At 67.5% G+C, this 16,732-nt stretch carries 14 protein-coding genes and 1 riboswitch; of the genes, 5 read left to right on the forward strand and 9 right to left on the reverse strand.

What is annotated here, in order from left to right; genetic code table 11:
- Positions 1-2 precede the first annotated feature (2 nt).
- The 5 genes from ACSYG9_RS22860 to ACSYG9_RS22880 form a co-directional block, all read right to left on the reverse strand.
- Positions 3-1,691, reverse strand: coding sequence for an ABC transporter permease (locus tag ACSYG9_RS22860; protein ID WP_454840038.1), 1,689 nt, complete (start codon positions 1,689-1,691; stop codon positions 3-5).
- Positions 1,675-2,709 (reverse strand): ABC transporter substrate-binding protein, encoded by a 1,035-nt coding sequence (locus ACSYG9_RS22865; protein ID WP_454840040.1) that lies wholly within the window; start codon positions 2,707-2,709, stop codon positions 1,675-1,677. Before ACSYG9_RS22865 ends, ACSYG9_RS22860 begins: the two co-directional genes overlap by 17 nt.
- A gap of 34 nt (positions 2,710-2,743) precedes the next feature.
- A complete protein-coding gene (locus tag ACSYG9_RS22870; RefSeq protein ID WP_454840041.1) occupies positions 2,744-4,225 on the reverse strand; it encodes a tyrosine-protein phosphatase in 1,482 nt (493 codons plus the stop codon).
- A 120-nt stretch (positions 4,226-4,345) separates the two neighbouring features.
- A complete protein-coding gene (locus tag ACSYG9_RS22875; protein WP_440124635.1) occupies positions 4,346-5,245 on the reverse strand; it encodes an SIS domain-containing protein in 900 nt (299 codons plus the stop codon).
- 179 nt (positions 5,246-5,424) lie between these two features.
- Positions 5,425-6,249, reverse strand: coding sequence for a hypothetical protein (locus tag ACSYG9_RS22880; RefSeq protein WP_440124636.1), 825 nt, complete (start codon positions 6,247-6,249; stop codon positions 5,425-5,427).
- Between the two features lie 99 nt (positions 6,250-6,348).
- Between ACSYG9_RS22880 and ACSYG9_RS22885 the strand changes: the two genes are divergently transcribed.
- The 3 genes from ACSYG9_RS22885 (at position 6,349) to ACSYG9_RS22895 (ending at position 9,189) form a co-directional block, all read left to right on the forward strand.
- Entirely contained in the window at positions 6,349-7,167 is an 819-nt protein-coding gene (locus tag ACSYG9_RS22885) for a DUF3097 domain-containing protein (protein WP_440127770.1), read from the forward strand.
- A 321-nt stretch (positions 7,168-7,488) separates the two neighbouring features.
- Positions 7,489-7,929 carry an NfeD family protein gene (locus tag ACSYG9_RS22890; protein ID WP_440124637.1) on the forward strand — a complete coding sequence of 147 codons (441 nt, stop codon included), beginning with the start codon at positions 7,489-7,491 and terminating at the stop codon, positions 7,927-7,929.
- 3 nt (positions 7,930-7,932) lie between these two features.
- Positions 7,933-9,189, forward strand: coding sequence for an SPFH domain-containing protein (locus ACSYG9_RS22895; protein ID WP_440124638.1), 1,257 nt, complete (start codon positions 7,933-7,935; stop codon positions 9,187-9,189).
- A gap of 56 nt (positions 9,190-9,245) precedes the next feature.
- Here the strand turns inward: ACSYG9_RS22895 and ACSYG9_RS22900 are convergent, their stop codons facing one another.
- From ACSYG9_RS22900 to ACSYG9_RS22915, 4 genes are all read right to left on the reverse strand, one after another.
- On the reverse strand, positions 9,246-10,256 hold the full coding sequence (locus tag ACSYG9_RS22900) for an EamA family transporter (RefSeq protein ID WP_440124639.1): 1,011 nt from the start codon (positions 10,254-10,256) through the stop codon (positions 9,246-9,248).
- A 141-nt stretch (positions 10,257-10,397) separates the two neighbouring features.
- Positions 10,398-10,485: riboswitch (glycine riboswitch) on the reverse strand.
- A gap of 55 nt (positions 10,486-10,540) precedes the next feature.
- Positions 10,541-11,056, reverse strand: a complete 516-nt coding sequence (locus ACSYG9_RS22905) for a hypothetical protein (protein ID WP_440124640.1) — start codon at positions 11,054-11,056, stop codon at positions 10,541-10,543.
- Positions 11,053-11,634, reverse strand: a complete 582-nt coding sequence (locus tag ACSYG9_RS22910) for a hypothetical protein (RefSeq protein WP_440124641.1) — start codon at positions 11,632-11,634, stop codon at positions 11,053-11,055. Before ACSYG9_RS22910 ends, ACSYG9_RS22905 begins: the two co-directional genes overlap by 4 nt.
- Positions 11,635-11,665: 31 nt before the next feature.
- Positions 11,666-12,367, reverse strand: coding sequence for a VTT domain-containing protein (locus ACSYG9_RS22915; RefSeq protein WP_440127771.1), 702 nt, complete (start codon positions 12,365-12,367; stop codon positions 11,666-11,668).
- A gap of 248 nt (positions 12,368-12,615) precedes the next feature.
- Here ACSYG9_RS22915 and mutA point away from each other — a divergent pair, with 248 nt between their 5' ends.
- Together mutA and scpA are read left to right on the forward strand one after the other, a co-directional pair.
- Positions 12,616-14,484, forward strand: a complete 1,869-nt coding sequence (gene mutA / locus ACSYG9_RS22920; protein ID WP_440124642.1) for a methylmalonyl-CoA mutase small subunit — start codon at positions 12,616-12,618, stop codon at positions 14,482-14,484.
- The gene (scpA, locus tag ACSYG9_RS22925) at positions 14,485-16,731 is read left to right on the forward strand and encodes a methylmalonyl-CoA mutase (RefSeq protein ID WP_440124643.1); all 2,247 of its coding nucleotides are present in this window, start codon (positions 14,485-14,487) and stop codon (positions 16,729-16,731) included.
- Position 16,732 lies beyond the last annotated feature (1 nt).

Consider the following 16,732-nt stretch of genomic DNA (forward strand, 5'->3'; position numbering starts at 1 on the left):
GGTCAACGGCCTGTGCGGGCGCCTGCGGCCACACCGAGGCCTGCGATGCCGACGAGTGCGACGAGCAGGGACAGCGCAGACGCGGCGTTGTAGTCGCCGGCCTGTTGCAGGTTGAAGATCGATACGCCGAGAGTCTGGGTGCCCGGTGCTACGAGCAGCACCGACATGGTCAGTTCGCGGACAGCGGTCAGCGCGACCAGCACGCCGCCGGTGGCAGCGGCCGGGATGGTCATCGCCCACGGCACGTCCCGCAACGACCGCAGTCGGGACGCGCCCGACGACCTCGCCGCTTCCTCGAGCGCTGCCGGGGTGGTGGACAACGGTGCCCGAACCGCCTGCACCACGATTGCGAGGAACGCGGTGATGTACGCACACAGGATGACCCAGCGTGTGTCGAACAGTCCGGTGTACCGGCCCACGATGAGCCAGCCCACTGCGATGACCAGTCCGGGCACTGCTTGCGGCAACATCGCGAGTAGGTCCAGACCGGCGTTGTCGCGTGATCGGGTGCGCGTGGTGAGCACCCCGATCGCCAGGCCCATCACACCGCAGACGAGTCCGGCGCCCACGGCGAGCATCAGCGAGTTCTGCACACCGACGACGGTGCCCGGTGCAGTGACCGCAGCGATAATGCTGTCGAGCGTCAGATTTTCCCACGTGAAAGGTACTCCGGGAGCCGGAAGCAACGCCTGCGTCGCCAGGGCGAGGATGGGCAGCACGGTCAGTGCGAGACCGACGGTCCACGCCAGGGCTCCGGTGAGCGTGCGCGCGCCCGCGAGAGGCAGGAGTGCAGGAGCGGTCACAGGGCCGTCCAGTTGCCTCCGACGCCCGGCCAGCCGGCGGTCGGCAGCGACAGCGAGAACCGCGAGCAACAGCAGTGCGATGCCGATGGTGGAGACCACTTCGAGGGGCCGGTCCACCGTGCCGGACTGGATGTAGCGGTAGACCATCGTCGACAAGGTCACGTATCGCTCGGGTAGCCCGATCAGGGCGGGGATCCCGAAGTCGGCGAGATTGCCCACCGCGGTCAAGGTGAACGCAGCCAGCAGGGCAGGTCGCAGCAGAGGCACCGTCACCGTGCGCAGGGCACGTCCGGGAGCGGCCCCACCGATCCGTGCGACCTGCTCGAGATCGCCGGGGATCTTCCGCAGTGCGGCCGAGATGATCAGATACGCCATCGGGTACGAGTGCACGGTCAGCAGGAACACCACGCCGTCACCGCCGTAGATGTTCCACAGCGGTCCACCGAAGTGTTCGGTCCAGAACTGGTTCACCATGCCGCTCGGCCCCAGCAGCCCGGTCCAGGCGATGGCTCCGACGAACGGGGGAATAAGCAAGGGAGACAGCAGGAACAATCGCAGCACGCCGCGTCCGGGGAGGTCGGTCCGGTCGAGGAGCAGCGCCATCACGGTGGCCAGGACCACGGCGAAGAATGCGGACAGGCCCGCGGAGACGACACTGTTGACGGCGGCACCTGCGATGTCGTCGTCGACCAGCTGTCGAACATGATTACCGCCGAGGCCCAGGGAGACGACGGTAGCGAGTGGGGCGACGACGATCGCGGCGACGAACACCCACAGTGCGATCCGGACGTAGGTCACGGGATCGGGCCGCCGCCCGGAGGGAATCCGGACGGCGGGCGCCGTATCGCTTTCGGACAATTTTTCGGGAACGTCAGCCGACGAGGTCATTGAACTTCCGGACCGCGTCGCTCTGCGTCCGGGTGATCTCCGCCAGGTCGGGGGTCAGCAGCGGGAGATCGGACAGGGCCGGAGCGCCCTCCGGGGTTCCGACGTCCCCGCGCACGGGCAGGTACTGCTGCTCGACGGCCATTTCCTGGCCCCGCTTGCCGACCAGGAAGTCGACGAACTTGCGAGCCGCCTCGGTGTTGTCGGAGTCGGCGAAGATGCCGGCCGGCTGGGAGACGAAGGGGACACCGTCCGTCGGGTACGACAGTGCGATCGGAGATCCCTTCGCTGCGAGTTCACGCACGAGGTAGTCGACGACGATCCCCACCGGCTGGGTGCCCGCGGCGACGGCCTGCCCGACCGGGCCGTTGCTCTCCGCGATCACGGGTTCGTTGGCGGCCAGCGCCTCGAGCCAGCCTTCGCCGAGTTCGGGGGTGTTCATCCAGACGGCGGTGTTGAATGCGGCGGCTCCCGACACATCCGGGTTGGGCAACGTGAGTTTGCCGAGGTACTGCGGATCGGTGAGGTCCTGCCAGGAGGTCGGCGGTGCATCGGCGGCGGTCGTGTTGTAGGCGATGACGGTCGGGATGATCCGGGTGCCGACGTAGTAGCCGTCGGGATCGACGACGTCGGGGTTGAGCGCGTCCGCGTCGGCGGGGACGTACTGCTGCAGCAGACCGTCGGCCTTGTACTGCTCGAAGGTGGGTGCGTCCGCGGCGAGCAGGACGTCCGCACCGATCTCCCCGGTGGCACGTTCGGCCTCGATGCGGGCCGTGAGGTCGCCGGTACCGGCACGGAAAACTTCGACGTCGATGCCGGTTTCCTCGGTGAACGCGGCGGTCAGCGCATCGATCTTGGCTTGGGGCTCGGAGGTGTAGACCGTCAGGACCTGCTCTCCGGCCGAGACCGGGGCACCGGTCGAATCAGTTTCGGAGGCAGCGGGTTCCGAGCATGCGGCGAGGGTGACCGCGGCGAGGGCGCCGAATGCGGCGACCGAGACGAAACGGGGAAGTGATGTCACGAAAGATTCTCCTGGTCGAGGGGGGATGAGATGGTCAGTGGGCGGCGACGGTCGGTGTGGGGCGTGACCGGAACAGCACCTCGGGAGTATGGAGTGAGATGGGCAGAGCGCTGACTCCGCGTCGAGAGCACCGAACGATGGAATAGCTCGGCGCGTCGAATCCGACGACGGTGTCGGCCGGGGATCCCACATCTTGCAGATAGGCGAGCGAACTGCCCACCCACAAAGGAATACCGGCGAAGACGCCACTCATCGGATGGTGGAAGTGGCCTGCGAGAACCGCGATGACGTCGGATCCGGCGAGCACCGAGGCGAGTTCGTCGGGGGCGGCTAGCTCCCGCTCCGACAGCGCTGCCGCAGGGGACGGAACCGGTGGATGGTGCAGAGCCAGCACCGTGCCTTCCGGTGCAGCCGAACATAATTCGAGGCGCAGAGCTTCGAGATCGTCGCGTCGGATCCTGCCGGTCGAACTGTCGATGCCGATCAGCCGGAAACCACCGATGTGCTCGACGGGCCGCCGCCCGAACGACGCCGCGAAAGCTGCCTCGTCGTCGTGGTTGCCCGGAACGGCGATCACCGGACACGCCAGGCGCGTACCCAGTTCGTCCAGGGCCGCCGCCAACGCCGGATACGCCGACGCTACGCCGCGCTGCGCCAGGTCGCCGGTGACCACGACGGCGTCCGGCCGCAACAGCGATGATTCGACGTGCTCGGCAACGCGCCCGATCCGGTCGATGCCGTCGACTCCGGGAAAGAGCGGTTCGGCCGAGGTGGCGTGCACATCGCTCAGGTGCAGGACCGTGAGCTCACCGGACGCGGACGCGCCGCCGCACAGTCTCGTTCGCAGCGCCTCGAAGTCTTCGTCGGTAAATCCTTGGGCGCGAAGATATCCCGGCACGTTTCCGTAGCGGTCACGTAGGTACGCGAGTGTTGTGGCCATCGCCGCCGGAGGTGAGTCGAGGTGCAACTCGAGGGCGCGCGCATGTTCGGCGGGGTCGAGGGGCAGTCCGCTCAGCAACTCGTGGACCGCGGCCTCCCGGTGCGGTCGGACCTGAACGCCGGACCGGGCGTAGTCGTCGACGATGCGATCGTCCGGGAAGCCCACGGCCGCCAGTGCGAGCGCGACCACCAGACCGGTGCGATCCTTGCCGACGGCGCAGTGCACCAGGGCGGGACCGGGGGACTGGGCGAGTGTCCGGAGCGCGGCGACAAGTGCATGTCCGCGCTCTTCGAGCAACGCGTGATAGGTCGCGACGATGTCACCCGATCGAGGCGGCCCGACCCGGGGGTCGAACAGAGGGTTGTGCACGACCTTCCAGAAGGTGTTTTCGTCCACCCGCCGTTCGGTGGCGTCGCGAAGATCGAGGACGGTCGTGATTCCTCGGGCGCGCAGAAGATTTCGGCCGTCCTCGGTGAGGTGATCGAGTGCTGCGGATCGGTACAGGATTCCGGGAGCGATCCCAGGTCCTGCTATCGCGCGCACATTGAACGTGCCGGCCACTTCGATCGGATCCACGGTTCGTCCTTCGTCACTCAACGTTCCAACACGGTCGGAACGGCGTTCCGACCGGACACATCGTGAGGGGCCCGATTGAATGAGCGGGTCCGGTTGCCGGAACAGGCGACGACACGCAGGTTAACAGTCGGATATGGGTAGAGTGTCGTAGTTGTTCGAATGATCCGGGTGTCCGGGCAAGGTGTCGCTGAGGGCGTCTGCCACCACGTCGTGAACGCCGAGACCTGCAACGTGCTGCTCCGGATGGGTCAGCATGCCCCGCGTGAGCGAATAGAGAATCGTGCACTGGCTGATGCGGGCCGAGAACGAATCCGCTTCGTGCTCGTGGACACCGGCGCCCGCCCACAATACGAAATCTGCGAGGCGGGTCAGGGGTGTGTTCGTATAACTGGTCACCGCGACGATCGTCGCCCCACGCTCGCGTCCGGCGGCGCACGCACGAAGGGTGTGGGTGTTCGCCCCCGAATAGCTGACCGCCAGGCACAGATCCTCGGCCGTGAGCAGTCGCGCCGAGAACTGCTGCCCCAGAATGTCGAGCGGCGCTTCCACGCTGCGGCCGACGGTGGTGAAACGCAACGCCGCGTCCTGGATCGGGGGAGATGAGAAACCGTTGCCGACCAGCAGGATCCGTCGGGCGCGCACCATGGAGTCGACCACCTCCGCGAACGTGTCGGAGTCGATCGTGGCGCGCGTCGCGGTCAGTGCCTCGGCCGCTGCATCGAACGCCGAATCGACCGGTGTCGACGCGGCGCGTTCGGGATCGGGTGCGGCACGGGCAAGTTCGAGACGAAGGTGCTGAAAGCCGCGAAAACCCAGGCGCTGGCAGGCGCGGACGACAGTCGCAGGCGAGGTACCGGACGTCGCCGCCAATTCGGCCGTGGACAGTTCGACGACGGATGCGGGCTCGGCGAGGACAGCCCTCGCAACCCGCTGTTCACTCGGTCCGAGCGAGCCCAGTCCGGCGCGAAGTCGAGCGAGCGTAGTGTTCGAACGCCATGATCCTTCGGGGGTTTGTGACATTACGTGGGGGGTCCTGTTCGTCCCGGCGCCGGGGGACTCCGGCGGGTTCAGGCCGCCAGACTAGACACTGCGCACAGGCCACCGCGGGCCGGTGGCGTGTGTTCACCGTTCGTCCATCCGGACGTCCGCTGCGCGTCACCGTCCCGTATATCGGCCCGACAAGGTCGATGTCCGTTTCCTCATCCGCCAGTCGCCCGGTCACTCCTGTGCCAGCTCTCCAATGTTGCGATCGCCGCTGCCAGACGCGCTGTGCGAACCGTCGCCCACAACGGACGCAACGCCTCCTCGCGCATGGACACCGCTGACGCCGAACCGGCCTGTAGGCCCCGACCTCCGGACGCCACGGTGAGGATCGCCGCGACCTGATCGGCCGAATCGAGAATCCGGACGGCCCGCGACGGCAGGTGGTCCGGATACCGGTGACGGGCCTGCTCGGCCACGACGTCGGCGATCTCGGCCCGCGGATCGGTGCCCCGGCCGTCGAGACCGACGGTTCGGATACCTCCGAGGGCCTCCGCGGCACCACGCACGGCTTCCCGCAGTGTGAACTCGGCCTCGCCGAGGCCAGGGCCGGCGGACGGCTCGGGAAGTTCGGGTACAGCGAAAACGTTCCAGCGGAGCACATCCGGTCCCTCGGCGACCGGCACCAGCCCGAGTCCGGGTGTGCCCGGGACACCCACGAGCACACCCTGTCCACCCGTGAGCGCCGCCGTCGCGAAAGCGGTTCCGGTCGGTAGGCCCTGCACATCACCGGGGGCCGGAAGGACCAACCGGATCCCCGAGCCATCCGTCGGGGCGGCCCGGCGGATGACAGCCGACAACGTAGCGGCGCCGACGACAGGCTCGAGGGCTACCCCCGAGGCCGCGGATGCGGGTTCGTCGTGCGCTGCGACCAACTGCAGCGGTGCCCACACGTGAAGTGCGTCGATCATGTCGTCGATGGACGTGTGGCCGGAGAGCCACGACCCGCCCCACAGTGTCAGGGTCAGACTCGGAGAACTCACCGACGCAGCATACGGCGACGTCGGGCGGGGACGCTCGGCGTGGCGGCGGCACCCCTCGCCGACGATGTCCTAACGTGGAACGGCGTGAGCCCACGCGACATGTACGGCGGCGACATCTTCGCCGGCCACACCCGCACGAAGAAGAAGCCCGTCCCGGAACTGCCGGCCGACCGCGGTGTGGTCGTCGAGGACGCAGCGACGGGATGGTGCGGAGCAGTCGTGGGGTTCGAGAAGACCTACGACGGAGACTTCGTCCGACTCGAGGACGGGCAAGGACGGACGCGTCTGTTCGCAATGCGCCCCGCCGCGTTCCTCGTCGACGGTGCCCCCGTCACGCTCGTGCGGCCCAAGACTCGTCCTGCTGCTCGGCCCACGGTGTCCGCCTCCGGATCGACGCGCGTGGAGGGGCTGCGGGCACGCGTGGCTCGGGGAAGCCGCATCTGGGTGGAGGGCGTACACGACGCGGCGCTCGTCGAGCGAGTGTGGGGGCACGACCTGCGCGTCGAAGGGGTTGTCGTCGAACAACTCGAGGGACTCGACAATCTCGGTGCCCGGCTCACGGAGTTCGAACCGGGCCCGGGCCGGCGCGTGGGTGTCCTCGCCGATCACCTCGTCACCGGTTCCAAGGAAGAACGACTCACCGCGAATCTCGGCCCGCACGTGATGGTCACCGGTCACCCGTACATCGACGTGTGGCAGGCCGTGAAGCCGCAAGCGCTCGGCATCAGCGCCTGGCCCACCATCCCGCGTGGTCAGGACTGGAAGACGGGTGTGTGCCGCGAACTCGGCTGGGGTACCCCGCAGGACGGCTGGCGGCGCGTGTATTCGGCGGTGAACTCGTTCCGCGATCTCGAATCGAACCTCATCGGTGCGGTCGAACGGCTCGTCGATTTCGTCACCGATCCAGGGGAGGGCTGAAAGACCGCCCCTCTCCGGGGCCGTCCGAGCGAGCGACGACGAACCAGCATGGCGACTGTCGAACATGTTGCGGCAGAAGGGACTCCACAGATCTGGGGTGCTGTGTTCCTGCCCTCGCCGAATGGCGGTGGCCGGACTACTCGTCCGTGCTGTGCCACAGGAATGGACCGTGCCCGCCGAGATCCTGCCGGAGCCGTTGCGGCCGTCGTGAAGCTGCAGCAATAGGGGACGCGGTTCTTCCTGAGGAACGACTGCGCGACACGGGTTCCGGACGAACCGCTCCTACCAGCGCTGCTGCTGTCGTGTCCGATTTGTGGTTCGATGGGGGCTGTGGCGGCGTTGATATGGCTGATCGTAGGAGTGGCTCTGGCCGCGGGTGAAGCGCTGACCGGAGACTTCGCGTTGCTCATGCTCGGGGGCGCCGCACTTGCTACCGCCGGTGTCTCGGCGGCGACCGACTTCCCGGTGTGGGCCGACGCGATCGTGTTCGGAGCGGCGTCGCTACTGCTGTTGCTGGGGGTGCGGCCCGCACTCCGCCGCCGGTACGCCACGCCGCCCGCCTTGCCGACCGGAATAGAGGCGCTTCCCGGAAAACCCGCTGTGGTTCTGGAGCAGGTCGACGAGAGGTCGGGCCGCGTGAAGATCGACGGCGATGTATGGACCGCGCGGGCGCTCGACGCGACCGAAGTGTACGAACCCGGCACGACCGTGACAGTGATGCAGATCGACGGCGCTACTGCCGTCGTATGGAGGGGTGTGTAGAGGATGGAAGCGTTGATCGTGCTCGCCGTAGTGGTGGCACTGGTCGTGATAGTCGTGGCGAAATCGGTGTCGCTGGTGCCGCAGGCCGAGGCGGCGGTGATCGAACGACTCGGCCGGTACTACCGAACGGCCTCGGGTCAGCTGACCTTCCTCGTGCCGTTCGTCGACCGGATCCGGGCAAAGGTGGATCTGCGTGAGCGGGTCGTCTCGTTCCCGCCGCAGCCGGTGATCACCCAGGACAACCTGACGTTGAGCATCGACACGGTTGTGTACTTCCAGGTCACCAATCCGCAGGCCGCGGTCTACGAGATCAGCAACTACATCGCCGCTGTCGAACAGTTGACGGTGACGACCCTGCGCAACGTGGTCGGCGGGATGACCCTCGAAGAGACCTTGACGTCGCGTGATTCGATCAACGGACAGCTTCGCGGGGTGCTGGACGAGGCCACCGGCCGATGGGGGCTGCGGGTAGCTCGCGTCGAACTCAAGAGCATCGATCCACCGCCGTCGATCCAGGAATCGATGGAGAAGCAGATGAAAGCGGATCGCGAGAAGCGCGCGATGATCCTCACCGCCGAGGGGCACCGCGAAGCCGCGATCAAGACCGCCGAGGGTGACAAGCAGTCCCGCATCCTGTCGGCGGAAGGCGCCAAACAAGGGGCGATTCTCGAAGCGGAAGCCGATCGGCAGTCGCGGATCCTGCGTGCTCAGGGCGACCGTGCGGCCAGCTATCTGGAGGCACAGGGTCAGGCGAAGGCGATCGAGAAGGTGTTCGCAGCGATCAAGGCAGGCAAACCGACACCGGAACTGCTTGCCTACCAGTACTTGCAGACCCTGCCGGAGATGGCGCAGGGCGACGCGAACAAGGTGTGGCTACTGCCCAGCGACTTCGGTGATGCCCTCAAGGGATTCGCGAAGAACCTCGGTGCGCCCGGCGACGACGGCGTGTTCCGGTTCGAGCCGAGCCCGGTCGAGGAGGATCTGCAGCGTCCCGAGGACGACTCGGCCGAGGTCGAGGACTGGTTCACCACCAAGAGCGATCCGGCCGTGGCGAAGGCCGTCGCCGAAGCGGAGGCGGTGGCACGCAAGCCGGTCGACCCCGATGTGCCCGGATCGGCTTCGCGGCACCAGGCAGGCCAGACCGCAGGAACGCCGCCGCAGGCGTTGCCGCAGTCACAGCCTGCGCAAGATGGGTGGATGCCCACCGGTGAGCCGGAGCAGGAAGCGGATCCCCAGCAGTACCCGCCCCAACAGCAGTAGCGCTTCCGCTGGTACCCGTCGCGGCCCGCACATCCGATGTGCGGGCCGCGACGTTGTCATGCCGCCGATCCGACCTGCGCTGCGGGAATCTTGCTGCGGCGCCGGCGACCGGTGGCGAGCGGGAGCGTCATCGCCGCGATGATCATCCCGGCGCCGAGGGTGGCGAGGAGTGAGATCGATTCGCCGAACGCCAGGGCACCGAGAATCAACGCGACCACGACCTCGAGATATGACAGCCCCGACAATTCCGCGGCCCGCAGGTGCTTGCCCGCGACGACGAGCAGACCCAGAGCGAGCAGACCGCACACGACGAAGAATCCGGCGGCCCACGCCCAGTTCATAGCGGTCATGCCCGTTACGTCGGGCCGGGTGACCACGACCATCGCCGCGGTCGCGACCGCACCGAAGGCGAAGTTCCAGAAGCTGCGGACGTCGGCGGGCATATCGGAGCGATACCGGTAGCAGAGCAGCGCCAGACCGTAGAAGAGGCCCGACGCGACGCCGAGCACCGTACCCAGGCTCTCCTGGTCGGACCCTGCTGGCGGGTCACCGCCGATCAGTCCGGCGGCCAGCAGCATTCCGGCGAACGCGGTGACCAGCGACAGGGCGTCCAGACGCGTGATCGATTCTTTGAGAAGAACCCGGGCAAGCACCGTTGCGATGAGCGGACCGAGATAGTGCAGAACAACGGCCCGCGACAGATCGGTGAGCAGCGTGGAAGACAGATAGGTGGCCAGCGACAAGCCGAGGAACACGCCGCCGAGCACGATCGACGGTGACAACCGCGTGCGGCGGATCGCGCCGAGCCGACGGGAGAAGGCGATCAGGAGCAGCATCCCCACGGTGCCGACGAGCATCCGGCCCAGGGTCAGAGCCTCGCCCAGTGCTGCGCCGGGCGGGGTGGCCATGCGACCGAAAAGCCCTGCGGCGCCCATGGCGGTTGCGGAAATGACGATGGCGGCGATGCCGAGCCGTCGATTCGTACGCGCAGGCCGGGGCGTGGTCGTCGGTGCGACGGGAGCGGGCACAGTCTGGACGCGCGGGGATGCGCCGACGGTCAGCGTCAAGGAACTTCCTCCGGACAGGGTGCATCACGCACCGGGGGCGGTGGTTCCCCGCTCTGTCATCGGACCTGAGAGCTTTCACGGATCCTGTCGGATCCGCCTACACCGTCGGTGAGCCCCGAAGGACTGCTTTCCAGAGTTGCCTCGCGTGCGGCGGTCTGTGGGCCTGAGAGATTCCCGGGAGGTTGCTCCTTCGGCGCCCGCAGATGCGGGACTCTCCCGCCGCAGTTCAATGGCATATTCAGTTGCGCCCGCAAGTATGCCAGTCCGGCTGTGTCGATGAGAACTCAAGTGATCAAGGCGTGGCCGACCCCACACGCCGCGGCGGCCCACAACACACTCGTCGACGTGCCGATGATGAATTGCTCGGACGCCTGCGGTTCACGCAGTTCCGGGTATCTGGCCAGGCCTTTGACCGCCATGATGATCGCGATGCCTTCCGGCCATCCCGCCAGGATGGATGCCGCGACCGCGCCGCGCTCGAGGACGCCGATGACCCGGCCGCCGCGTAGCGGCCCCGGTGGTGGGGTCGGTGTCGGTCCCGCGTCGGGCTGCCGCCTGGCGATCCGGAACGCGACGAGCACGGCCGGTCCGCCCCCGGTGATGGCGACGACGGTGGTGAGGGTGAGCGTCGCCCCGAGCGCGAAACCCTGAGCGGGATCGGTTGCGGCTGCGGTGAGAGCCGCTGACCCGAGTGCGATCGCGGTCACTGCCGCCCCGATCCACACCGGAAGCCGCGGGATCAAGGACAGGGCAGGCGCGGCGGCTGCGACAGCGAGGAGCGCCAGAGAGGTGACGGTCAACGATCGGCCCTTTCGAGGAGTCGGTGCAGCAACAGACGGCCGGCGAGTTCGGCCTGCCACCCGGCAGTGAGCAGGCGCTGGGACACGGCCTGTTTACTGATGCCGAGTTCGGTGGCGATCTCGGACTGGGACAGTCCGGCGCGCGCAAGCGTGACGGCTTCGACACCCTGGTCGGTACGGCGCACCACGATGGTCGCGAGGAGGGTCAGGGCCGCGTCGACGTCGGATGCCGAATCGGCGTCGGTGCCGTCGGCAGCGATTCGGCCGGGCGCATTCTTGGCGCGTTCTACGGCGGTGCGGGCGTGCTCGAACGCGGGACCGCGACCGGCTCGGGTCTGGGCAGGAAGCGGTGTTTCGACGGGGCCGATCCCGATGCCGATACTCCAGTTGTCCCGCTCGAGCAGATCCAATGCGAGATCGATCACCGTGCCGGAGTCGTCGGACACGGCCTGGACTTCGTCGCCGGCGGTGCGTTCGAACTTGCGGAGCAGGGGAACGTCGTGGAGTTCGACGAGCAGATCTTCGACGCGATCGATGTCGCGGCGACTGCCGCGTTGGTCGACCGTCAACACGTACATGGAACAAGGATGGAGGCTTGAAATCAAGAAATCAAGCCTTCAGGCTTGTCTCCTCGTCTTGGGTGCCCGTGATGGCATCAAGTGCCGACCCCGCAGGCTGAGGAAGGCGTGCCTCGAGTAGGAGGCCGCCGACACCGAGCACAATGCAGAGCGCCGTCACTGCCACCAATGCAGGACTCGACTGCCCGGTGAGCACGTCGCCCAGCAGCACCACGGCAACGGTGCCAGGCAGGATCCCGATCACGGTGGCGACGGTGTACGGCGCCAGGCGCACGGACGACACCGCGCAGCAGCAGTTCACGACGAAGAACGGCGCCGCGGCGATCAATCGCAGCGACCCGACGGCAAGCCAACCGCGCCGGGCGAGACGCAGATCGACGGCCTTCGCTGCAGGATGGGTCAGGTATGACGTCACGACACCCCGACCCAGCGCCCGTACCAGCAGGAACGCGAGGACTGCGCTTACCGTGGTGGCTGCCGTGGTGACCGCGATACCCACGGCGGGACCGAACAGGACCCCGGCACTGAGAGTGAACACCGTGCGCGGTACCGGACTGATCGTCACGAGCGAATGGACAGCGAAGAAGAGCAGGACCAGCAGCGGACCGTCGACAGATTCCGACCACTGGCGGATCTGCGCGATCGACGGATGGGGGAGCAGAAGCGCCGCCGCGGCCAGTGCTGCGAGGAGTGCGAGGATGCCGATGACCCTGCGGTCCCTGAGAATCCTCATCACGGGGACCCAGCGTACCCGGCGGGGTGCGTGGGCATGTGGCACGGAGGAATGCGAGCTGGGGGTCGCATCCTGGAGCATCCACGGTTATCGATCGCTAGAGAAATTGTGGTGATCCCCACGATTTCACACCGGAGTGTGCGGCTAGCATCACAACTACATCGGCTTAGTGTTTGCGAGGCGTCATGCCCCGCGGCCCACCCCGGCCGCTCGAGAGCCTGCCCACCCGCAGTAGGAGGAAATCGCACGTGTCATTAGCAGCAGAGGCCGAGGACGCCGCGCGCGCATACGCGCAGTGGCAGCAAGCGGTCGCGGGCGTACTCGCCAAGTCGCGCCGCGTCGATCCGGCAGAACTCGGCCCGGAGCCGCAGCGCCTGCTCGAGACCACCACGTACGACGACGTGACGGTTGCTCCGCTCTACAGCAGCCGCGACGAACGCCCGGAGGCTCCGCTGCCCGGGCAGTTCCCGTACACCCGTGGCGGCTCGTCCACCCGTGACGTCAACGCAGGCTGGCTCGTGAGCGCCCGGTTCGACGGGAGCGACGCCAAAGACCTGAACGAGCGCATCCTCGATGCTCTCGAGAACGGTGTCAGCGCCCTGTGGCTGCGAGTCGGCGAGGGTGCACTGCCCGTCGACGGACTGTCCGCGGCACTCGACAAGGTGCTGTTCGACCTCGCGCCTGTCAGTCTCGACGCAGACAGCGACCTCGCTGCCGCCGCGGAGTCCCTGTACGCGCTGCTCGACGCACGCACCGACGTCGCCGACCGCGGCGCAGTGCGTATCTCACTCGGCGCCGCGCCGCTGACCAGCGCCTTCTCCGGCCGCGCTGACGTCACCGTCGACGACGCCGTCGCGCTCGCCGTCGCGTCCGCAGAACGCGTCGAGACCGTCCGCGCCATCACCGTCGACGGCACCGCCTTCCACAACTCGGGCGCATCCGACGCTGAAGAACTCGGTGCGGCGATCGCTGCAGGCATCGAATACGTCCGAGCCCTGGTCGCGGCGGGACTGTCCGCGCAACAGGCTCTCGGCCAGATCGAGTTCCGGTTCGCGGCCACCGACGACCAGTTCCAGACCATCGCCAAGTTCCGGGCAGCCCGTCAACTCTGGGCGCGTGTCGCGCAGGTCGCCGGAGCGAGCGACGCCGGAAACGCCCCGCAGCACGCAGTGACCTCCGCTGCCATGATGGCCCAGCGCGACCCGTGGGTGAACATGCTCCGCACCACCCTCGCTGCGTTCGGCGCCGGAGTCGGTGGCGCCGACGCCGTCACCGTTCTGCCGTTCGACGCCGCATTGCCCACCGGTGCCGTTGGCGTGTCCGAGGCATTCTCCGCGCGCATCGCTCGCAACACCAACCTGCTCCTCCTCGAGGAGTCCAACCTCGGTCGTGTCCTCGACCCGGGCGCAGGATCCTGGTACATCGAGGATCTGACAGCACAGGTCGCGGGCAAGTCGTGGGAGTTCTTCCAGCAGATCGAGGCAGCCGGCGGATACCGTGCGGCCCTCGACGCCGGACTGGTCTCCGAGCGCATCGCCGCTACCCGCGCCCGCCGCGAGGCCGATATCGCGCACCGTAAGTTCTCCGTCACCGGCATCAACGAATTCCCGAACCTCGCCGAGGCCCCCCTGCCCGCCGGTGTCGCCGACTCGGGTGCCTTCGCGGCGCGCTACGCAGCACCGTTCGAGGCGCTGCGCGATCGCTCCGACGTCTTTCTCGCTGTGCACGGCTCCCGGCCCACGGTGCTGCTCGCCCCCCTAGGGCCCGTCGCGGAACACAACGTGCGCACCACCTTCGCCAGCAACCTGCTCGCAGCCGGTGGCATCGAGGCCGTCAACCCCGGACCGGTGGATCCGAGCGACGACACCCTCGCCGCCGCGGTCCGCGACTCCGGCGTCACGGTCGCCGTGCTGTGCGGCACCGACGCCCGCTACGGCGAGCACGCAGGCAGTGCCACCGCGGCGCTGCGTGCCGCGGGGATCACCACCGTGTTGCTCGCAGGCCCGGAGAAGGCCGTGGGCGACGCGCAGGGCGACAACCGTCCGGACGGTTACCTGACCGCGCGCATCGACGCGGTCGCTGCACTGACCGATCTTCTGAACACCCTGGGAGCGTAAGTGAGCATCCAATCCGAGATCGGCAGCTTCGCCGATGTCCCACTGACAGATCCGGATTCCCCGGAACCCGCTGCTCCTACCGCGGAGCAGACCGCCGCACTCGTCGATTCCGTAGCGTCCGCGAACAACTACACCGTCGACGACGTGGTGTGGAACACCCCCGAAGGCATCGACGTCAAGCCGGTCTATACCAAGGCCGACCGTGACGCCATCGCCGCCGAGGGCTACCCGCTCGGTAGCTACCCGGGCATCGCGCCGTTCGTACGCGGCCCCTATCCGACGATGTACGTCAACCAGCCGTGGACTATTCGCCAGTACGCGGGTTTCTCGACGGCAGCCGAATCCAACGCTTTCTACCGTCGTAACCTCGCCGCCGGGCAGAAGGGCCTGTCGGTGGCCTTCGACCTCGCGACCCACCGCGGCTACGACTCCGACCACCCGCGCGTCCAGGGCGACGTCGGCATGGCCGGTGTCGCTATCGACTCGATCCTCGACATGCGTCAGCTGTTCGACGGCATCGACCTGTCGAAGGTGTCGGTGTCGATGACGATGAACGGCGCGGTGCTGCCGATCCTCGCGCTGTATGTCGTGGCTGCGGAAGAGCAGGGCGTGACGCCCGAGCAGCTGGCCGGAACCATTCAGAACGACATTCTGAAAGAGTTCATGGTCCGCAACACCTACATCTACCCGCCGAAGCCCTCGATGCGGATCATCTCCGACATCTTCGCGTATACCAGCACGAAGATGCCGAAGTTCAACTCCATCTCGATCTCCGGCTACCACATCCAGGAAGCCGGCGCCACCGCCGACCTGGAGCTGGCCTACACCCTCGCCGACGGCGTCGAGTACATCCGCGCCGGCCTCGACGCAGGCATGGAGATCGACAAGTTCGCGCCCCGCCTGTCGTTCTTCTGGGCCATCGGCATGAACTTCTTCATGGAGGTCGCCAAGCTCCGCGCCGGCCGGCTCCTGTGGGCCGAACTCGTAGAGAAGTTCGATCCCAAGAACGCGAAGTCGCTGTCCCTGCGTACCCACTCGCAGACTTCCGGTTGGTCGCTGACCGCGCAGGACGTGTTCAACAACGTGGGACGGACCTGCGTCGAGGCGATGGCCGCGACCCAGGGGCACACCCAGTCGCTGCACACCAATGCGCTCGACGAGGCGATCGCGCTGCCGACCGACTTCTCTGCCCGCATCGCCCGCAACACGCAGCTGCTGATCCAGCAGGAGTCGAACACGGTCCGTCCGATCGACCCGTGGGGTGGCTCGCACTACGTCGAGTGGCTCACCAACGAGCTCGCGAACCGGGCCCGCGCCCACATCGCCGAGGTCGAGGAGGCCGGCGGCATGGCGCAGGCCATCAGTGAAGGTATCCCGAAGCTTCGCATCGAGGAGGCCGCGGCCCGCACCCAGGCCCGTATCGACTCCGGTCGGCAGCCACTGATCGGCGTCAACAAGTACGTGCCTGCCGAGCCGGACAGCATCGAGGTCCTCAAGGTCGACAACACCAAGGTGCGCGCCGAGCAGCTCGCCAAGCTCGAGAAGCTCCGCGCCGAGCGTGACGAGGACGCGACGCAGGCGGCCCTCGCCGAGCTCACCCGCGCCGCGGCATCGACCGAGGGTGGTATGGAGAACAACCTTCTGGCGCTCGCAATCGACGCGGCCCGCGCCAAGGCCACGGGCGGCGAGATCTCCGACGCGCTCGAGAAGGTGTACGGGCGCCATCAGGCCGAGATCCGGACCATCAGTGGTGTGTACCGGGACGAGGCCGGAAAGGTGAGCAACATCTCGAATGCAATCGAACTCGTCGAGAAGTTCGCCGAGGAGGAGGGACGTCGTCCCCGCATCCTGGTCGCGAAAATGGGCCAGGACGGCCACGACCGCGGACAGAAGGTGATTTCCACCGCCTTCGCCGACCTCGGATTCGACGTCGACGTCGGACCGCTGTTCCAGACCCCCGAAGAGGTCGCCCGGCAGGCGGCCGACAACGATGTGCACGTCATCGGCGTGTCGTCGTTGGCTGCGGGACACCTCACCCTGGTGCCCGCGCTCAAGCACGCGCTCGCGGAGGTCGGTCGTGCGGACATCATGATCGTGGTCGGCGGTGTCATTCCGCCCGGCGACTTCGACGAGTTGTACGAGGCCGGGGCTGCGGCGATCTTCCCGCCCGGCACCGTCATCGCCGATGCCGCGGCCGGCTTGCTCACCAAGCTCGCCGACCAGCTCGGACACTCTCTCGCGAGCTGAT

The sequence above is a fragment of the Rhodococcus sp. SJ-2 genome, from assembly GCF_053750035.1.

Coding starts and splice junctions, on each gene's coding strand:
- ACSYG9_RS22860 (WP_454840038.1), bottom strand. CDS start 1,691: ATGACCTCGTCGGCTGACGTTCCCGAAAAATTGTCCGAAAGCGATACG.
- ACSYG9_RS22875 (WP_440124635.1), bottom strand. CDS start 5,245: ATGTCACAAACCCCCGAAGGATCATGGCGTTCGAACACTACGCTCGCT.
- ACSYG9_RS22885 (WP_440127770.1), top strand. CDS start 6,349: ATGTACGGCGGCGACATCTTCGCCGGCCACACCCGCACGAAGAAGAAG.
- ACSYG9_RS22890 (WP_440124637.1), top strand. CDS start 7,489: ATGGGGGCTGTGGCGGCGTTGATATGGCTGATCGTAGGAGTGGCTCTG.
- ACSYG9_RS22895 (WP_440124638.1), top strand. CDS start 7,933: ATGGAAGCGTTGATCGTGCTCGCCGTAGTGGTGGCACTGGTCGTGATA.
- ACSYG9_RS22910 (WP_440124641.1), bottom strand. CDS start 11,634: ATGTACGTGTTGACGGTCGACCAACGCGGCAGTCGCCGCGACATCGAT.
- ACSYG9_RS22915 (WP_440127771.1), bottom strand. CDS start 12,367: ATGAGGATTCTCAGGGACCGCAGGGTCATCGGCATCCTCGCACTCCTC.